Origin of the sequence: Microbulbifer sp. MI-G (assembly GCF_030440425.1) — a bacterium.
GTDB lineage: Bacteria > Pseudomonadota > Gammaproteobacteria > Pseudomonadales > Cellvibrionaceae > Microbulbifer > Microbulbifer spongiae.
Map to the genome: position 1 here is coordinate 2,329,517 of NZ_CP098023.1, position 18,971 is coordinate 2,348,487.

At 50.6% G+C, this 18,971-nt stretch carries 14 protein-coding genes, 4 pseudogenes and 1 other annotated feature; of the genes and pseudogenes, 4 read left to right on the forward strand and 14 right to left on the reverse strand.

Annotated elements, in window-relative coordinates; genetic code table 11:
* Nucleotides 1-444: 444 nt before the first annotated feature.
* The 3 genes from M8T91_RS09650 to M8T91_RS09660 all read right to left on the reverse strand — a co-directional run bounded on the left by M8T91_RS09650 (nucleotide 445) and on the right by M8T91_RS09660 (nucleotide 7,232).
* The gene (locus tag M8T91_RS09650; protein WP_301413856.1) at nucleotides 445-1,629 is read right to left on the reverse strand and encodes a helix-turn-helix domain-containing protein; all 1,185 of its coding nucleotides are present in this window, start codon (nucleotides 1,627-1,629) and stop codon (nucleotides 445-447) included.
* Between the two features lie 557 nt (nucleotides 1,630-2,186).
* Nucleotides 2,187-4,340 carry a cellulase family glycosylhydrolase gene (locus M8T91_RS09655; RefSeq protein ID WP_301413857.1) on the reverse strand — a complete coding sequence of 718 codons (2,154 nt, stop codon included), beginning with the start codon at nucleotides 4,338-4,340 and terminating at the stop codon, nucleotides 2,187-2,189.
* A gap of 90 nt (nucleotides 4,341-4,430) precedes the next feature.
* The gene (locus M8T91_RS09660; protein ID WP_301413858.1) at nucleotides 4,431-7,232 is read right to left on the reverse strand and encodes a glycoside hydrolase family 9 protein; all 2,802 of its coding nucleotides are present in this window, start codon (nucleotides 7,230-7,232) and stop codon (nucleotides 4,431-4,433) included.
* 731 nt (nucleotides 7,233-7,963) lie between these two features.
* On the opposite strand from M8T91_RS09660, the pseudogene M8T91_RS09665 reads away from it, so the two are divergent.
* From M8T91_RS09665 to M8T91_RS09680, 4 genes and pseudogenes are all read left to right on the forward strand, one after another.
* A pseudogene (locus tag M8T91_RS09665) lies at nucleotides 7,964-8,424 on the forward strand (transposase); the annotation flags it as partial.
* A gap of 1 nt (nucleotide 8,425) precedes the next feature.
* Nucleotides 8,426-8,524 (forward strand): annotated as a pseudogene (locus tag M8T91_RS09670) (integrase core domain-containing protein); the annotation flags it as partial.
* 52 nt (nucleotides 8,525-8,576) lie between these two features.
* Nucleotides 8,577-9,230: pseudogene (locus tag M8T91_RS09675) on the forward strand (transposase); the annotation flags it as partial.
* A 50-nt stretch (nucleotides 9,231-9,280) separates the two neighbouring features.
* Nucleotides 9,281-10,497, forward strand: a protein-coding gene (locus M8T91_RS09680; RefSeq protein WP_301413860.1) for an IS3 family transposase whose coding sequence is annotated in 2 segments (ribosomal slippage) — nucleotides 9,281-9,569 and nucleotides 9,569-10,497 — 1,218 coding nt in all. Because the reading frame shifts where the segments join, the coding sequence is not laid out codon by codon here.
* Nucleotides 9,559-9,675: a sequence feature (AL1L pseudoknot), on the forward strand. It overlaps the preceding gene by 117 nt.
* A 584-nt stretch (nucleotides 10,498-11,081) precedes the next feature.
* Here M8T91_RS09680 and M8T91_RS09685 read toward each other — a convergent pair.
* The 11 genes and pseudogenes from M8T91_RS09685 to M8T91_RS09735 all read right to left on the reverse strand — a co-directional run bounded on the left by M8T91_RS09685 (nucleotide 11,082) and on the right by M8T91_RS09735 (nucleotide 18,886).
* Entirely contained in the window at nucleotides 11,082-12,038 is a 957-nt protein-coding gene (locus tag M8T91_RS09685; RefSeq protein WP_301413862.1) for an AlbA family DNA-binding domain-containing protein, read from the reverse strand.
* A 162-nt stretch (nucleotides 12,039-12,200) separates the two neighbouring features.
* A complete protein-coding gene (gene tnpA / locus M8T91_RS09690) occupies nucleotides 12,201-12,629 on the reverse strand; it encodes an IS200/IS605 family transposase (RefSeq protein WP_301413864.1) in 429 nt (142 codons plus the stop codon).
* A gap of 271 nt (nucleotides 12,630-12,900) precedes the next feature.
* Nucleotides 12,901-13,674, reverse strand: a pseudogene (locus tag M8T91_RS09695) (IS5 family transposase).
* Nucleotides 13,675-13,692: 18 nt separating this feature from the next.
* On the reverse strand, nucleotides 13,693-14,328 hold the full coding sequence (locus M8T91_RS09700; RefSeq protein WP_301413865.1) for a DUF262 domain-containing protein: 636 nt from the start codon (nucleotides 14,326-14,328) through the stop codon (nucleotides 13,693-13,695).
* A gap of 88 nt (nucleotides 14,329-14,416) precedes the next feature.
* Nucleotides 14,417-15,121 carry a RipA family octameric membrane protein gene (locus M8T91_RS09705; protein WP_301413868.1) on the reverse strand — a complete coding sequence of 235 codons (705 nt, stop codon included), beginning with the start codon at nucleotides 15,119-15,121 and terminating at the stop codon, nucleotides 14,417-14,419.
* 121 nt (nucleotides 15,122-15,242) lie between these two features.
* Nucleotides 15,243-15,617 carry a hypothetical protein gene (locus tag M8T91_RS09710; RefSeq protein ID WP_301413869.1) on the reverse strand — a complete coding sequence of 125 codons (375 nt, stop codon included), beginning with the start codon at nucleotides 15,615-15,617 and terminating at the stop codon, nucleotides 15,243-15,245.
* Between the two features lie 233 nt (nucleotides 15,618-15,850).
* On the reverse strand, nucleotides 15,851-16,075 hold the full coding sequence (locus M8T91_RS09715) for a hypothetical protein (RefSeq protein ID WP_301413872.1): 225 nt from the start codon (nucleotides 16,073-16,075) through the stop codon (nucleotides 15,851-15,853).
* 377 nt (nucleotides 16,076-16,452) lie between these two features.
* The gene (locus M8T91_RS09720) at nucleotides 16,453-16,812 is read right to left on the reverse strand and encodes a hypothetical protein (protein ID WP_301413874.1); all 360 of its coding nucleotides are present in this window, start codon (nucleotides 16,810-16,812) and stop codon (nucleotides 16,453-16,455) included.
* A 216-nt stretch (nucleotides 16,813-17,028) separates the two neighbouring features.
* Nucleotides 17,029-18,191 (reverse strand): IS3 family transposase gene (locus M8T91_RS09725; RefSeq protein WP_301413877.1). Its coding sequence is split into 2 segments (ribosomal slippage): nucleotides 17,029-17,936 and nucleotides 17,936-18,191, totalling 1,164 coding nucleotides; the frame shifts between segments, so codons are not numbered across the junction.
* 52 nt (nucleotides 18,192-18,243) lie between these two features.
* Complete coding sequence (locus M8T91_RS09730) at nucleotides 18,244-18,519, reverse strand: hypothetical protein (RefSeq protein WP_301413878.1); 276 nt, start codon at nucleotides 18,517-18,519, stop codon at nucleotides 18,244-18,246.
* The gene (locus tag M8T91_RS09735) at nucleotides 18,500-18,886 is read right to left on the reverse strand and encodes a hypothetical protein (protein WP_301413879.1); all 387 of its coding nucleotides are present in this window, start codon (nucleotides 18,884-18,886) and stop codon (nucleotides 18,500-18,502) included. The genes M8T91_RS09730 and M8T91_RS09735 overlap by 20 nt, the downstream gene beginning before the upstream one ends.
* Nucleotides 18,887-18,971 lie beyond the last annotated feature (85 nt).

Genomic DNA, 18,971 nt, shown 5'->3' on the forward strand with positions numbered 1-18,971 from the left:
ATTTACTTGAAACCAAGATTGGTTAAGACTTGTTCTGGAAGCTTTTAGCGTGATTACAACGGAATCCCTTTATCCATTGAATAGACACTTTGCTTCGCGCCGCTATAGTCGGTGGATGCCACCCTGACAAGCAGTTGGCGGAGAGACTATGATTAGTGCGTGCTGTCGACGGGATCGGGCAAGGTTCAATGGCTTTGCTGTCTTTGCCTTTTCTGCTGCCGTCTTCCAAATTTTTTGCATCTTAGTTTGATCAATGCAGTGTCTATGAAACCTCCAGTTTTTGTCAAATCACTACTTTACGATTACCTTGAAGAAGCTGATTAGGCCCGCGATACCCTTGGCTGACAATACTATTCACAATCAGGGTTCGCCGAAAGTCCTTTGAATCCCTTAAAAACCACGCTCGCAACGAACGGGGGTGCTGAACGACGTTGTGCGATACCATTAAATCGTGCTCTCCGGCAACGGCGCCAGCGCGCGACTGCGAAAGCGGAATTCTGTTGGTGTCATTCCCACGCGTTTTTTGAACAGGGTGTTGAATGTACCCTTGGTATTAAATCCCACGGCGAGCATTATTTCCAGAACCGTCTGACCTTCACAAGCGGGGTCTGCCAGGCGGGCTTTGGCCTCTTCTATACGATATTGATTGACGAATTCGAAAAAGTTGCAGCCAAAGTGGCGGTTGATGGTAGTGGATACTATGCGTTTGGCCGCACCCAGATGTTGGGCGAGGTCGGCCAGAGTCAGAGTGGGCGTCAGGAACAGATGCTCCCGTGTCATGCTCCGTTCAACTTTTTCCACCAGCTCCGGATCTATCTGGGGTTTACTCGTATCGGCACTTTTCTTTGCGCTACCGATGTTTTTTCCCAGTGGCTCTCCGGACGTTGCTTCCGATTCCAGTCCGTCAAATACCGACGTGCCACGCAGGCTCATAAAAATCAGTGCGCTAACCAGTATCAACACGGTGTAATTGCTGGCGAGTCCCATGGCTCGGTAATTGAGAAGCGTATCCAAATGGGCGGAAAAGATAATTGCGATATTGACCAGCACCGCCCAGCTGCGAATTATCAGGAAGCCTACCACCAGAATCCACAGCCAGCGGAGACCTATTTTCTCGATCGTCGAGTAGGAATCCCGGATTCTTGAATGATAGCGCCTAAGTTCCACCAGACAGGCGATACCAAACACCCAACGCAATATTTCCCGCAGGGTGCCGATGCCGTGAGTCAGTGCAGATTCGGCAAACAAGTCGTAGTCCTGCAACATTTCCACTTTTGTCAGGGAATCAAAGCGGAAGTAAACAAAGTATTCGTAAATAACGTAGCCAAGCAGTGGCAACAGGTACACCAGTTCACGGCGTTGCGGTTGGTAGCCTTTGTAGACCAGCGAGCGGGTATACCAGAGCAGCAGCGGCCCTTCCAACCAGTAGGCGAAGCCGAATATATAGAAGAGATTGGGTGAGACCTGAATGGCCCAGTCTCGAAAGCCCGCACCAAAACTGATAAGGATATCCAGGGGAATGGCGGCCTGGCTCAATAAAAACAGCGCGAGCAGCGCATTACTGACACGTCGTTCGCTCCTTACTACCAGCAAGAAGAACGCAAACAGTGTGCATTGAAAGGCTGTCATGATGAGAACGACATCATGCAAGTTAAATAGCAAAAGGTCCATCGCTCAGTCTCGCGGGTGTTATTTTTATTTTCTGTTGAGGTTAGATTGATCATCCCACTGAGACAGGATTTTATCCTACCAGACGAAAAAAAATCGAACAAAATAGTTGTGTGAAAAATGTGGCGTGCTCTTCAGCAGGCGATCCTAAGATGCGAAGTATTCGGGACATCCGGAGCAAGGTGCGTCATCGAAAAGTCGACAAATGCTTCGGTAAGCTGCTTTAAGCGGTGGATATATCTGTCCCGCGATCACACAGTCACTTGTAGCCAATTCAGTTAGTGCTGAATTGAAGTAGTGGTGAGGCAAGTATGGGCCGGTTCAGGCGCAGACATAGAAATACGGATGGGAGCACAAACTACGGCAATCCAGGACATAACCGGCAACACCGAAAGAAATATAGCAATATAAGGAATTATGAGACTGGGGGAATAAACGGCAGGGATAATCTACCGGAAAAGTGGGAAATAATTCAGAAAAACCAAGCGGGCCCAGTGGGCCCGCTGTTTCGTTCGGGATCAGTTAGCGGTACATTCAGGCGACACAAAGCTGCCATCGTGACCACCCTGGAAGCCAAAGCTGGCGCTTTGGCCGGTTTGCAGGTTGCCGTTCCACTCCAGGTTGGATACGGTCACCGACTGACCGTTGGCAGCTACGGAAAACTGTCCGTTCCAGCCGTTGGTAAAAGTCACCGGTTCACTGAACTGCAATGTTACCGTCCACCCGCTCACGGCGCTGCCCTGGTTGGTGACGTTGACATTGTTCAGTACAAAACCGTCATTCCACACATCTATCACATCGAGCGCACAGATAATGCCACCGGTCACGGGTGTCTCCACTATGATGGTGACGCTGTCGCGGGCGGCCAGTGGCTGACCGTTGCTGTCCTGAGCCTCTATATCCACGGAGTAGTTGCCGTCGATTACAGGTGCGGTGAGCGCCACGCTGTCGCCACCGGTGGCCGTTACCGAATTGCCATCCAGCGTTACCTCTACGCCGTGGGCATTTTCCAGGGTGTATTCGAGCGTGAAGCCGGCACCTGGCGTGAAAGTACTGCCCTCGGCGGGTGCGGTGATTGCCACACTCGGCGTTGCGACCGGCTCTTCCACCACCTCGATAGTGACACTGTCACTGGCGGGAAGCTCCTGGCCGGCATCGTCCCGCGCGATCAGGCTGATCTGGTGTGCACCCAACTGGTCCGGTGCGGTGACTGTCACTCTGCCATCGCTGTCGCCGAGCTGGAAGACACCATCCAGATAGGCGTTAACGCCGTTGGCATTCCGCACGGAATAACTCAAGGATATCGGATCACCGGCCACAAACTCGGCACCGTCAGCCGGGCTGCTGATCTGCACGGTGGGCTCAGTGGAACCATAGTATTCGCCCAGGTGTGTTCCCACACTGCTGTTACCCAGGTGTACCCGGTGGTCGAGCCCGACAAATTTGCCGCTGCCGTCGCTCCACAGCGCGGGCTTTAACAATGCGTACTTGGCGGCGTCCCAGGTGACCCAGTCGTTGAGCCAGAGTCCGCCGGTATCACCGGAGTTGGGGTTTAGGCACCAGAAGGTGTGATGCAACTGGTGCTCGACGATCAGGTCGCGGGCATAGCCCATCCACTTTTCGTTTTCCGCACCGTCGAGCAGGCCGCCCCACTCGCCCAGCAACAGCGGCGAAATACCCTGTTCGTGCAGGTAAAACCAGTTATCGCGCCAGGCGTCTTCCATCAGCGATTGATAGGTAAAGTCCGGCTCGAACCAGGGCTGACGAAAAACCGACGGGCCGTAGATATGCGGGGAGTACACCAGCTGGTCCTGGTTGGCTCCCAGGTCAATAGGGTGGTCGGCCACACCGCGCAGATTTCCTCCCCACCAGTAGTTATGATAATTGTTTCCGTCACCCCCACCCCAGCTGACACCGTCGATGGGGTAGGACTCGATGCCCTCACACAACACCAGCAAATTGGGGTTGATGGCCAGCACCCGTTTTGATGCGGTTTCGCAGGCGTGCTTCCAGTTGTTGACGTCGGTGGAACTGTCCCACTTGGCGTAGGGGTTGTCGGCCCAGGGCTTGCCGTGGGGCTCGTTCTCGATATCAAACGCAATCACAGTGTCGTCGTCCTTGTAACGCTCCGCCAGCCACTCCCAGGTGCGGTAAAAAATCTCGCTGTCGAGGCTGCCTTTGTACCACATGGGGTAAATATGGCCGGAGTTGTCCGCTTCGGCGCTGTGCGCGTCGATCATCAGCTTGACGCCGTACTGCTTCGCCAGGCGAATGGTCTCGTCGAAAATCTGCAGCCCGTTCATGCCTGCCAGTTCGGGGTTGGCGTGGGTATTGATCGGCGGTACTGCAGCCATACCGTTTTGCCACTCCCAGAGCAACTCAGTGGAAATGGGCACGCGCAGGATATTGATACCGTGTTCGGCCAAATCGCGCATACGGTCGGCCAGGTTGGCGGACCACAACCCGTGAAAAACCCGCTCGGTAGTATTAAACCCGAACCAGTTGGCGCCGGTGAGCCACACCGGATTGCCCTGCTTATCGACAATCCGGTTGCCTTCCACATGCAGCCAGTCGTCGTCCGGCAGTGCATCAGTGGCCTGGGCGTTGACTGCTGTTAAACAGGCTATCAGCCCCGCAGCAAAGTAGGGTAAGAGCTTGAAATTCAGTTTCATGCTATTCACTCCTGAGAAGTGCGGGCAGCGACCGCTGCCCGCGGGTGAATGGAAAAGTAGAATCAGGCAGGTTTAAAACGCCCGCGCGTTTCAGTTAACCGTGCAGGTGGGCGGCGCAAAGTTGCCGTTGTGACCACCCTGGAAACCGAAGCTGGCGCTGGCGCCGGGCTGCAGGTTGCCGTTGTAGTCGACATTGAATACCGACATGCTGAGGCCACCCGCGGACAGGTTGAACACACCACTCCAGCCGTTGACCAGGCTGATCGGCTGGCTGAAGTTAAGCGTTACCTGCCAGCTTTCCAGCGGGGCGTCACCCTTGTTGGTCACCGAGATATTGTTGAGTACAAATCCGGTGTCCCACACATCCGTAGTGCCCAGTGCGCAGTCGGCGCCGCCGGGTAGCTGCTCCAACACCTCCACGGTAACGCTGTCACTCGCGGCCAGCTCTTCGCCATCCTGGGTGGCGATCACTTCAATCCGGTAGATGCCTTCCGCTGCCGGAGCCGATACCACGACGCTATCGTTGTCGCTGCCCACCAGCGCGCCGTCCAGGTAGACGTTGGCACCGTTGGCAAACTGAGTGGTGTAGGACACCACAATGTCCTGCCCCAGCAATAGCTGTTCACCGTCACTGGGGTAATTGATCTGCACGGCCGGCACCAGCGGCGCTTCGACGGTAATGGAAACTGTGGCCGGTGAAGAGACCGCAGCCAGGTCATCGGTGGTGGTGAAGGTAAAGCTGTCGTTACCGGAGAAGCCGTTGTCAGGGATATAGTTTCTTACCGCGCCACTGCCACCCAGGGAGCCGTTGGACGGACCGCTGGCCACACTAAAGCCCACCAGGCTGCCGTCACTGTCGCTGCCGCTCAGGGTGATATTGAGCATGGTCTCAAAGGGCGTGGAAAGCGACTGGGGATTGGCCACCGGTGCGCAGTTGATACCCGTATCGCCACCGCAACCGCCGCCGGGTTCCTGCCCCCAAACCAGTTCGCCGTCGTCGTACAGGGCGATCAGCTCTGCCGGCTCGCGGCTATGGCCGTAGTTATCCCAGGAGGGGTCGTTGGCCGGGTCCCAGGGTACACCCTCGGAAACCGCCACGCGGAACTGGGATTCTTTTTTCGACGCAGACTGGCCGCCTGGATAAATATCCACTCCCGCAAACGACACTTCCACATAGTAAATATTGTCGACGGGATCGCCCCAGGGATGCGGACCTGTGTAACCGGAGCCCTGATTGTAGGCAGAGGACAACTGTAAATCCTGCGGGCCGTAACCGGCGTCGATAAGTTCACTCAGGTCCACCCAATAGCGCAGGCTCAGGTTGTCGGTACTGCGCGCTGGCCAGGCGGTGCGGTTGTGCACCAGGGCACTGATCTCGGTGTGACGGTTGCCGCTGGAATTGAGTTTTGCCTCCACAAATAATTCCAGGTCGCGCTGTTCCGGCGCGGGAAACTGCGTTTCCGGAATTGGCGAGCCGCCAAAGTCGAGCCAAAGCCGCGCCAGGCTTGAGGTAAACCCGGCGTTATAGTCGGTGGCCACCTCGTTGAGGATGTAATCACCGCGGTCGTTCTGGAAACCGTCACTGCTATCGGGCCCGCCTACCAATGCGCCTATTAAGATGTGGCGGTTAGCGACCGGGTCACTGAGGCTGTTATTCCAGGAGCCATGCGCGGTACGGTGGTGGGGAGAAGTGGGGTAGACGCCGCCGTAACCAATCTGGTAGCTCATGTTCATCGGGTTGTCGCCGAGAATATATTCCATCTGGCTCACGGCAAAATCGTAATAGATCTGCGCCCTGCTGTTCTCCGGGTCCACCTGCTTGAGGTAGTCGGAATAGACCAGCGCCAGGAATGCGGTGTTGGACGTGTAGCGGGCCGCGCCCCACTGGTCCAGGTGCGCCAGGCCGCCGGGGGTGTAGCGCACGCGCCTGCCCTGGTAGCCGGTGGTCCAGTAATCCAGCCAGCGTTCGGCGTCGGCGCGGTATTCAGCATTGTCGGTGAGCAGCGACATCAAAACATAACTCCCGTAGCCCTTATCATCCCAGGCGTGGGTCCAGCCATAGGCCTTGACGGTTTCGCCCTGCTCTGTGCCCAGGTTGTTGTAGTAGGCTGTAGCTTTGTCGAGGTAGGCCTGGTCGCCGGTGGCTCGGTACAGCCAGGCGGCACCCCATACCAACTCATCGTTGTAGCCGCTCCACGAGCGGTAAAAAGCAGCCGCGTCGGTAATGCAGTCACTGTAAACACCGCGGTAATTATCAGCGAAGCTGTACAACTGCTCGGCGTGGTCCAGCAGGCTGGATGCGTAGCCTGGGTCGCTGGACTCGAATACCATCGACACTGCCGCCAGTGCTGCGGCCGCCTCGCCGGCCAGCTCGGAACCGGGGCAGCTGGCATCGATCTTGTACGACGGCCGCGCCATCGGCATAACTTCGGCAGAACCCCACCAGGCGTGGTCCACAGAACCGCTACCCACCTGCCCCCAGAATTCATTAGGGGCGGTGTGCGCCTTGACCATGTAATCGGCCACAAAGCGCAAATTGTTTTGCAAGTGCTGCAACTGCCCGGTTTGCACGTAGGCGTCCCGGTTTTCTATCGCACCCCAGGCCAGCAGCGTGGTGGATGCCGCCATGGGGAAACCGAATTTCACATGGTCGCCGGCATCATACCAGCCGCCGAGCAGATCGACGTTGTTGTCGGCTCCGTCGGTCATGCCGGAATCGCCGCGCCACTCGTTGCGGTTCCAGGCTGGGATAGGCCCAGACTGTTGTGCCTCGTAAAAGTAAATCGACTTTTGCAGTGCTTCGCCATAATTGACTGCCAGTGCATCGCCCGCCAGCATTACCCCGCTGACACACACCGCACACAGCGCGCTCGCTCTCTTTATCGGCGTCATAATGTCCTCTCAGGTGTTATTGCAATGGGAACTATCGTGTTACATCAGGAGCCACCCTAGCCAGGGGGGGGGTAACACGCGTCCACCTTTGGTGCTTTTGCGATAAAAATGCGACGAGACGGAAGTCAGACCAGGTACAACTTTGTGCACTGCGAAAGGTTGAACCTGGCTGCGCGCTTTTAAACATAGAACTACGAATAACTGCACAGCAGTTCCTGCGCACCGATGCTATTGCAAATATTGCCTGCGATACGAAAAGCTGGATAAAGATTCTATAAAACGGTATCGGATAACAGGTGGTCATTGTAAAAAATGCTCACTAAAAGAGCCCTCCCCACCCGATGCTTACTAAAGCCATGCATGATTTACTTATCAAACTCCTCACCATAATGAAATTGACAAAATAATATACGTCAACCAACAAGACACTTTCAGCAAAAGATGTCACAGAAAAAATGAAAGATCGAAGGCTTATTTGGTGAAGCCAAGGAAAAATATTACTCGCGACGAATCAGGTACCGGAGCTTATCCAAAGCACAGATTCAGTTTTACATAACTGCCATGATCCAAAAATTCACCTAATTACTACCTAAGCTAAGCCAAGTTTCAGCAGTTTTTCCGGCAGCGGTGTGACCTTTCCCCCTAAATTAACACCATGACCTCGATGAAATTTTCAATTAACCTAACGAGATGGAGATCTCACAACGAAGAAGCGCTACACAGAAGAACAAATCATCAAGGCCATCAAGGAGCACGAAGCGGGTACCAAGGTTGATGATATCTGTTGTAATCTCGGCATATCCACGGGTACTTTCTACAACTGGCGAAGCAAGTACGTAGGCCTGGAGGTCAATGAGGCCAAGCGGCTGCGGGAGCTAGAAGCCGAGAACAACAAACTTAAGTGACTTCTGGCTGACAAGCTGCTCGAAGTCGAGGCAATGAAGGACATGCTCTCAAAAAAGCGGTGAAGCCCATTGGCAAGAAGCAGGTTGCTCATCACATGATTGCAGAGCATAAGCTTAGTGAGGGACTAGCCTGCCAGCTTGCGGGCATTAGCAGAACCGCATATCGATACAAAGCCAAATCTGCAAATGATCATGTCTTGCGGGCTCGACTGAAGGAATTAGCCGTTGAGCAATCAGCCTACGGCTATTTACTGCTGCATGGCATGCTTAAAGCTGAAGGACTGGTAGTCACACTACAACACCAAGCGGCCACACAGTGCCTTGGGCTACCGCCCACCGGCCCCGGAAACCACCGTGGAGAAAGAGCCACGGCCAGCTATGCACTAACATTTAAACTGGACCACCTTGGTGGGGCTGATCAACCAAACCTACTTTCGATATGGAGGACGCTGTCAAGGCACTGCGTGAGGGCAAAAATCTCAACGGTAAAGACGGTATCCTGACTCCACTGATCAAACAACTCACTGAAACTGCCATGAGAGCGGAGCTGGAGGAACACCTCACTAGCGAGAACAAGACCAACCGCAAGAATGGAACCACTTCCAAAACCATAAAAAGTCCCGCTGGCAGCTTTGAGCTGCAGACGCCGCGGGACCGTGCTGGCACCTTCAAGCCGCAAATCTTCAAGAAGCACCAAACCCAGCTAACCGACGAACTGGAACGCAAGGTCATCGCGCTGTTTGCCTTGGGTAACAGCTACCAGGACATCCGTACCCACATTGCCGAGATCTACGGCATGGCGCTCTCCAACGACACCATCAATACCGTTACAGACAAGCTACTGCCTGAACTGCAGGCCTGGCGGGAACGCGACCAGGAGGCTATCTACCCTATTGTTTGGCTCGACGCTATCCACTACAAAATCAAGGAAATCAGAAGGCCTTCAAAGTGCGTCTACAAAGCAGCTATGCTCAATGCCAACGAGAGCGCTCTGGACGAGTTGGAGGTTAGGTGGGGCGACAAATATCCAATGGTAATCAAGTCATGGCGCAACAAGTGGCCCACTCTGTCCACCTACTTCAAATATCCCGAATGAATCACCCCGGGTTTCTCGGAGGCTAACTTTCTTGAGAGAATTAGCCAATGAGCAAACGACCTGGATACTCCCCCGAAGTACGGGAACGCGCAGTTCGCATGGTGTTGACCGGCGAGCACGAGCACCAATCACGCTGGGCAGCGATCACATCTATCGCTTCCAAGATCGGCTGCACACCCGAGACCCTACGATCATGGGTCAACAAGATGGAAGTCGACAATGGTACTAAACCCGGCACCACCAGCAGCGACGCAGCCCGCCTCAAAGAGCTGGAGCGCGAAGTCCGTGAGCTGAAGCGCGCTAACGAGATCTTGCGCAAGGCTGCCGCTTTTTTCGCCCAGGCGGAGCTCGACCGCAAACCGAAGTAATGGTGGCATTCATTGACCAGGAACGTGAGGCGCACGGTGTCGAGTCAATCTGTGAGGTTCTGCCGATTGCACCGTCGACCTTTTACCGCTGCAAGCATCTACAGGCCAATCCAGAGCAACGCTGTGCGCGCGCTCAACGTGACGATGAGCTGAAGCCTGAGATCCAGCGGATCTACGAAGAAAACCACCGCGTCTATGGTGCACGCAAGGTCTGGAAGCAGCTTAACCGTGAAGACGTAAAGGTCGCCCGCTGCACAGTTGAACGGCTGATGAAGGTACTGCAATTGGAAGGTGTTCGAAGAGGCAAACGTTGCGTTACGACTATCCCGGATGAGCTGGTCGATAAGCCGCTGGATCTGGTGAATCGCGAGTTTACGGCAGAGCGCCCCAACCAGCTTTGGGTGGCCGACATAACCTATGTCGCAACTTGGTCTGGTTTTGTTTATGTCGCATTCGTTGTCGACGTATTCTCCCGCCACATTGTTGGCTGGCGCGTATTAAAGAGCCTTCAAACCGACATTGTGCTTGATGCTCTGGAGCAGGCACTCTGGGCGCGAGGTAAGCCCCGTGGCGTTACCCATCACAGTGATCGAGGTAGTCAGTACCTGTCAATTCGATATACCGAGCGGCTTAGTGAGGCGGGTTTTCAGGCGTCAGTCGGCAGTGTCGGCGACTCCTACGACAACGCACTGGCAGAAACCATCAACGGTTTATTCAAGGCGGAGGTCATCCACAGGGCAGGTCCCTGGAAAGGGCTGGATGAGGTTGAACATGCAACCTTGACCTGGGTCGACTGGTTTAACCATCGCCGTATTCTTGGGCCAATTGGCGATATGCCTCCAGCTGAATACGAAAACCTGTATTATCAACAAACCGAGTCTGCCCAAGCGGCATGACTCAAATCAAATTGCCTCCGACAAACTCGGGGTGATTCAATCCCCCTACCCTTGCCGTAGCTGTGGCTTCGTGGGCCTTGGTAGTGGGCGGCTACGGTACTGCCGTCGTTGTTGCCGCAGCGTATACAATCGCGCCCTTTGGCCAGCGCCAGTAGTCTTGGGATGCGGGTGGGCTGCAGGTTCACTTTGTCTCCCTGGGTATCTCCAGCCTGAACTGTGAGCCCCTCCATACGCCCTTCCCTCAGTAGCTCCAGATTGTGGCCTGGGTAAGTAGCTTTCTCCAGGCGTAAAAAAACCGGCTCATTGGCCGGTTTGGGTGGTTGGGTGTCTGGTAGAGACAACAAGCGCAAGGTAGCTGGTTTATACCCCCAAAACGCAAAATCGCCAAATCAGTGTAACCCAAAAACTTACGATAGATCGGGACTGGGGTTGTCCAATTGCTATGAATGGAAACCCCCAGGTTTGGAATTGATCCTGTAGGTCCTGAAAATAGGATGATCACTCTGACACATAAAATTCGTATCTGTATATACAACGGTATGTGGAAGGAAAACTAGAACCCCGCCTTTACCAGTTTATAGCTTTCACCGCTGAAATCGAGAAAATAAATCATTGAAATTCTCTGGTCGCACCTCATCGACGCTACTTCCATGTCGCACATAGTATTTACCATCGTAAATAGAAGGTTTATTGTCAGACTCTATTTTCATTACAATAATGTCTTTATCGAAGTATTTAACGTTTGTAATATTTCTTGAAAGGTTATCCTTGTTTCGATCACTTATTGGCTCTTTTTGGATCAATTGAACCAATTCCGTGAAATATGAATCTAGATCACCGTGAGAATTACCAGCTTCTGAATTAACTCCTGTTATATAAAAGGAAGAATATTGTATATATTTTTCGCCGTAGATTTTACAAAATCTGTCCGCAGATCTTTTGTCGTCTGCCACCCCAATTAAACAATACCCTATAGCTCCACAAAAGGTATTAGCCATTGAAGTCAACGTTTTTACGATTTTTGAAAAAGTTACATTTGAAAATACCTTTTTACCTTCGATAAGAGGATGCAATCCTATCTTGAAATCATACAAAGCTTGCTCGGTAGAGGACTGCATTAAAATATTTTCAAATCGCGTCACCCAATGATTTCTTGCTGGGTCCTTTCTGCTAGACTCTTCGAAACAACTATGGATTACACCATAAAGCGCATCGGATTGCATCTGCTTTTCTTTAGCTGACCAATTACCACCTCCCGCTGCTAAGTTAATTGTTTTATCACCAGCACGATTAAGCAGCGAAACCAATTGTGCCTTATTAACAATTTCTTTGTCTTCCGTTATCAAAAGCTTATAAAACGCATAAAAAACTATTTGGAAATATCGTGCTATTTTTGCTTGCCGGCTTTCAAAGAGAAGCGAGTTAAAGGTCTTACCAGAATACTCAACAACTTTAATTATCTCATCAAAAACTAATTGTATATTTGAGATAAGAGTGTCTTCATTTAATTTTTGTATTTGCAATTCTAAACTACTAGCCATAGATGATTCTTCACTCCCACCAACATTAAACCCATAAAGCTGATTCAATATTTCAGAAGTAAATATCCACCGGCAAAGCCGGTGGCTTTAAGCGTGAACCGCTCAAAGCGGTCTGTACGGAACTAACGTTCCTTGAGCCCCCAAAGGGGGCTGCCTATATCTTCATACCAAGTTCAGTTGCTCTACTCGCCGATCTTCCTTCTCCTGATGACGAATATACTCCCTGATCACATTCTCATCACGACCAACGGTGGACGCAAAGTAACCTCTCGCCCAGAAGTGTTGCCCTACATAATTTCTACGCTGGCCAGAGTAGGTCCTCGCAATGTAAATAGCACTTTTACCTTTGATATACCCCACCACCTGGGAGACAGCATATTTGGGCGGAATCGATATCATCATATGGACATGATCCGGCATTACGTGCCCCTCCTCAATCAGGCTCTCCTTTTGCCGGGCCAACTGGTGAAATACCGTGGGCAACTCTCTGCGCACCCGTCCAAACAGCACCTTTCTACGATACTTTGGGATAAAAACTATGTGGTACTTACACTCCCATTTCGTGTGACTTAAACTGTCCACTTGTCTCATGGTGACTCCTTTGTGTGTTGCTTGGCGGCTCACACATTGGAGTTACTATGGGACTTCCGGATCTGTCAAACTATGCGTGCCTCCCCGGCAAAGCCGGGGTCTCCCTTTTGGACTAGAGCGAAGCCCTCTATCCATTGATACCCAAGCAACTATATCTGCTATAACTTCCTCATCCTGAGACTGTCGAAGCGCTTCTTTAGTGATGATATTATTTTTCACCCAGAATATATCTTCAACAGATATTCCATACTCTAGATTTCGATTAGTTATACTAGGGCCTGTTCACACTAATTAAAGTATCGACAATAAGCGCAAAGTGAATAAAAACGTGAAAACAACATCCAGTTTATCAAAACGAGAGAAAATTCTTCTGAAGCCCTTCAGGCGTCGAAACAGCCTCTCCACTTCATTTCGCTTTTTGTACGCCTCTACGTCGTATTTCCAGGTGCTCAATCGGTTTCTCTTCGGTGGCACGACAGGTTCCATGCCCAGATCGAATACCAACTGCCGGGTTTCATTACCCTCGTAGGCCTTGTCCATGATCACTTTGGCACCATCCCAACCGCAGTTCTCAAGGCTTTTCAGCAGCTTTCGGCCCTCCGGAGCGTCTCCAGCCTGTCCCGGTGACAGCGAAAATACTACGGCGCGGTTGTGGCCGGCTGCAACCATATGAATCTTGGTGGTCCATCCTGCTCGTGATTTGCCGATAGATTGAGGACCGTTTTTTTAACGCGCCAGTGCCGTCTGGATGAACTTTAACAGCTGTAGAATCAAGAGAGATATGATCGACCTGGATATTGATCACATTATTTTCCTGGAGGGCCAGAAAGACCCTATCCAGTACACCTTGTTTGGCCCAACGATTCGCCCGCATGTAGACGCTGTGCCAACGGCCGAATTTCATCGGCAGACCTCGCCATTTACAACCATGCTCGGCTATGTAAAGAATGGCGTTCAGCACTTGTAAGTTGGATATTTTCACGTTGCCGCGCTGGAGGGGCAGAAAATCTTCGATAATTTTGTATTGTTGCGCTGTAATTTCCATGAAGGGATTATACAGGATTTAGTGTGAACAGGCCCTAATATTTTTCATTGAATTAAGATCGAGAATATCTGAAGCACTTGAATCTCCTCGTACATTACTCGCTAGCTTTCTAACAATTGAAGCAAACTTACTTATAGCTCCGGCTTGTCGTAGCTCCTGCTTGGAAAGGTGCCGCCCACCAGAGTTCAATCTTCTAAACACCTCGTCGATATGACTATCACCCGACTCCTGAAATACCGACAGTGGAATTTGATATCTCGCGATTTCAGCACAAGTCTCTCTATCTAGAGACGTACCCTTTTGTGCAATTCTTCCAGCATCCTTTAAAAACTTTGTATCAGCCATTGTATCCAGGTTGAAATATGATCCATCAATATCAAATTCTTGATCAATAAAAGACATCAAAGCATTCATTCTTTGCATGCCATCAATTATTTCTAACTTGCGCCCTTTTTCCGTAGTAACTTCCGCCAACAAAATTAAAGGGACAGGATATCCGTTAATTATCGAATCAACAAATGATCTTTTTTCTTCGACCGTCCATACCAGCTTTCTTTGGTACCTTCGATTCACAAAAAATGTTTCTTTAATGTATGAACCATAAAGACTTTGTATGCTTTCACCCTTAATCGACAATTCGGTTTTATCAGTCATTCGTAATCATCCATATATTTTTAGCCTTGTATCTCAATCCTATAATCGAGATAGGGAGAGATCCCAACTTAATACATAATGCTTCTAATCAGCCTTGTTTTTTTATGTCATTTTCTATTGTTGGCTTTATTCGAGACCTACGGAGCTCTGCAATGTGCCAATATCCCCCACGATATGTTCTTCCAAGCTTTAGCATGAAAAATCCGCAGAAGACTGTCGTCAAACCTATTAATATACAGTAGTGAAAGTTCAAATTTTGTGAAAATCTAAAAGCTTCAGAAGAATAAAAAAGTAACATAACCCATAAAATAAACATATAAAGGCTTATGAGTTGATTAATTTTTGATGCTGACAAAGCACTAGGACCAGTCATCCATTCCTGAACTCTTTCTAGGCCATCGTAGTTTTCTACATTTCTATGCATAACTACTTTATAAAGTGGCCCAGTAACTTTGTCTTCCAAAATATCTACATGCTTTTCCCAGTTCTCTTGCCAGAATTTACTGCCTTTATTTACACAGAGCCATGCAAAAGAAAAGACCACGCCCAAGCAGGATAGTATTACAGACAAATCCTGCTTGTTTTGTGCTCCTGATGCCTGTATAGCCAGAAACCCAGCGAAAGTGGCGCCAATAAAGGCCCAGAAATAGGCAGCCCGCTTCCAATAAAGGTCAATCTCAAACTTGCGGATATCGTATGCACGCTCAAGAGCCTTCTCCTCCTTCCCTTGAAAGTGCCTTTTGTACTGAAAAGAGGTAATTTCCTCGGTTGTAGTATTTTTAATTTTGCTCATAACCACGAATATCCATTGCTAACGTCGGCTTAAATAGTAATCGATCGGCAAGTTGTCTGGCTTGGTGGAGATCTATTAGGGTAGGGTAAGGAAGAACCTAAAGTCTTTGTCATAGGGCATGCTAGTTAAATTTTACCTTAAAGGGGTTACCGCGAACACCACCTCCGTAGATTTGCCCAGCTAAACCTATAAGATTTAGTGCTTTGAACAAAAATGTACAATTGCATGAGTGACCCGCAGGACGCGCATCGGGGTCGAATACAGCTGGACGAAACAGCTTCAGATCTGGTGAAGAAACCTCCATTCCGCGAAAGTGGGAATAGACGTCGAACATATCAGTGTATGACAGATAGATGGTCGAACTACCACGCCGATAGGAAACCTTCTCTAAACTGTGGCCGAGAACGGTTGTTTTGCCACCGCCAGGGTTTTCAAAAACAAAGCCCTTGGGGAGGGCCTTTTGAATCAAAGTCGAAAATTCTTTAATTCTCAACATAAAGTGCTCCTTGTCCGATAAATTTCATATAGTAACCACTGTAGACATCATCATCTTAATCGCTATCTCAGAAGCAATTCTGAAAGCTCATGGCAAACTCTTTTTTGATAAAATACCTTAACAAACAGTGATTAATTCAATTTCGTCAAATGTTAAAATCACTAGCCTAAGTTTACATAGCCGCCGACTATAGCCAATTGGCTATTTACGTCAAATGGCATGACCTACTCCAATTAAAAGAACTGGTGTGACCTACGCTGGATAAGCGTACGAATATGTGAATCGCGGCCCTGGCGGATGCGGTAAGTTTGTTGGTAGGCAGCACGGCAGCGCTTGCAACGGCTGGCACGGCCACAGCGGCTGAACCGGCTGGTATTAAGAGGGAAAGCCTCCGGGGCCTGCCACTGGTTGCATCCACGGCAGTAAAACTGCCCCTGTTCATTGGTCTTGCGAGTCATGACCTCACCCCCTTATAGCTGCTCACCATGGCGCCGCCTTTGACCAGCGCCAACAGTTTCGGGATACGAATGGGTCGCAGGTTCATTACGTCTCCCTGAGTATCTGCGGTCCAAACAGTAAGCCAGCAAGAAAGATCCGGGCACGGTGTAACTGGGTTTGATAGGTGCGCAGGCTGATTTTCAGGCAACGGGCGCGGGATCGCTGCTCGGTGATCCTTCATGTATTTCGTTACAAGATGAACATATAAAACTAAAAATCCCTGCCATTACTTTCTATCTCTTTTGATGGCTAACGTTCGGTTTAGGGGCGGCTGGAGCATAGCGTAAGCCGTCCCAGCCGCGTATTTCGCGGCGACTACAACCGCGGGTTAAGTGTTTTACTGCACATACTCAGAATACACCTTATTTAGTGCTTGGTTAAAAGTTTTCCCAGATACCAATGCTGAAGTAAGCGCATTAAATAGCACTGGTTGTTGAACACAATAATTATTGTTGATGGCCTGTTGTATTGCTTTAGCTGACCCACCTGACAAAGCGTCTTGATATGTTGCATTATCTATGTGGCTTGCAAACTTAACCAAAAGGGCGATTCCTGCACCTATGGTATAGCTTGTGTCTCCAGATGCTAAAACTTCGATTGGATTGAAGTCTATGCAATCAACTATAGGATCACCGAAGTTTCCACTGTAGTTTCTAATCTCTTCTAGCATTGTTTCGATAGATTGGGTGATTTCCATAAGACACTTAACGCCAGGTTCAGACGCGTCCAAAGTGGAGCGTCGTTTGTGCAAAAATGGGAGCGCAGCGACCTTGCACAAAAAAGTGCGTAGCTTTGGGCGTCGGCTGGAACCCCTTATTAAGCATACTTACCGTGCCAGCTTAAGCGCTCGTTTGTTGTACGCCACCGCAAAATACTTTGTTCTACCGCACGTTGATGGATCGAACTGTAGTGGTCAACTATTTCCGGACAGTAAGTTAAGTTTTTCTTCCGCCTTTGCGGGTGGTATACCATCGTTGTGCTGATGGGGACGTTCCCAATTGTAGTAGGTCATCAGATAGTGACTGATGTCCCGGCTTGCCTCTGCGATGGAGGCGTAGCCAAGAAACGGTACCCATTCGCTTTTCAGGCTGCGGAACAGTCTTTCCATCGGAGCATTGTCCCAGCAATTTCCACGACGACTCATACTCTGTCTCATCCGGCAGCGCCATAGCCGCTGCCTGAAAAGACGGCTCCCATACTGGCTACCTTGATCCGAGTGGAACATGACACCATTTGGCTTATCTCGCTGCTCCCAGGCCATTTCCAGAGCTTTCACCGTGAGAGCCGCATCCGGCTGCTCTGAAATCGCCCAACCGACGGTACGGCGGGCGTACAGATCTATCACCGTAGCCAGGTAGCACCAGCGAGAGCCAGCCCAGATGTAGGTGATATCGCCACACCAGACTTGATTTGGCATTTCCACATTGAACTCTCGATCAAGCTCATTCGGTATATCTGGCCGTTCAACCGTTGCCTTTTTGTAATTGTGAGAGCCCGGCTGCTTGCAGATCAGACCAGCTTCGCGCATCAGCCTGCGCACTTTGAAGCGCCCGATTGTGATGCCCTGATTGTTGAATATCCCCACAATTGTTCGGCTACCAGCGGCACTGCGGCTACGCTTGAAGACTTCATTGACCCTGGCACAAAGCTGAACCCTCGATACATCAATGCTATTTTTTCTGCTCTTGTACTCGTAGTAGCATGATCGAGGTACATCAAACGCTTTGCAGACCACTTCGACGGACTCTTGCTCACTTAATCGGTCTATCAGCGCGTACGATTCATCTCGTCGGACATCAAGAGAGCGGTAGCCTTTTTTAGTATCTCTTTCTCCCGTTCCAGGCGATTGATCCGGGCCTCAAGCGCTTGGATCTTTTGTTGATCGGAGGTAAATGCTTTGCTCGCAGGTGTCTTCCCGCTACGTTCAGCTTCAAGCTGTTTCACCCATCGGCGGATGGCGGTGGTACCCACATCCAATGAACGGGCGGCCTCAGGTACTGAATAAGCTTGATCTACGACCAGGCGGGCAGCATCCAGTTTGAACTCCAGGGAGAAGGAACGACGTTGTCTACTCATTGAACACCTCTAACTCAGGTGGCGACTTTACCACCTAAAATGGTGTCCGGGTTTAGTAGACCACTACAAACACCTCCAACCAATACTCACAACCCAGTTCTTCTGTGCTAAACAATATTTTAACACCCTCATTTTCGACTGAGCGCAAAAGGTCGTAAGCCTGCTCTTTCTCATACCCATACAGTGCAATATCGCCATCTTTATGGAATGTCTTAAAAACTAGCCGGCCATCTCTATAGTCATTCTCTGCTTCTGCAAAACCCAGTTCTGTCGCAAATTCTGGGCTGGAGAAATGCTCGATAGTTTTTTCACTGCCGATTATCTGCAAATACAGTACAGAAACAAAGATTGATACGCCCCTCTATAAACAAATTCATTTGAGTAGTGATGATCAGCAACAGGAAGCGTCTGCTGTGGGCCTCGGGACAGCTACCCAGACCACTGCTATCCGCCTCAGCGTGGCAGCGATAACAAAGGTGTGCAGCCATGGCATCGTGGGGCTTGATCCCCCGGCCCTTGCCATAGCTGTGGCTGCGCTGGCCTTGGTAGTGGGCGGCCACTGTACTGCCCTCGTTATTACCACAGCGGACACAATCGCGGCCTTTGGCCAGCCTCAGAAGCTTGGGGATGCGGGTGGGTTGCAGGTTCACTTTGTCTCTGTGGGTATCTCCAGTCTGGACTTTTAGCCCCTCCATATGCCATTCCCTCAGTAGCTCCAGATTGCGGCCTGGGGAAGTAGCTGTCTCCAGGCATTAAAAAACCGGCTCAGTGGCCGGTTGG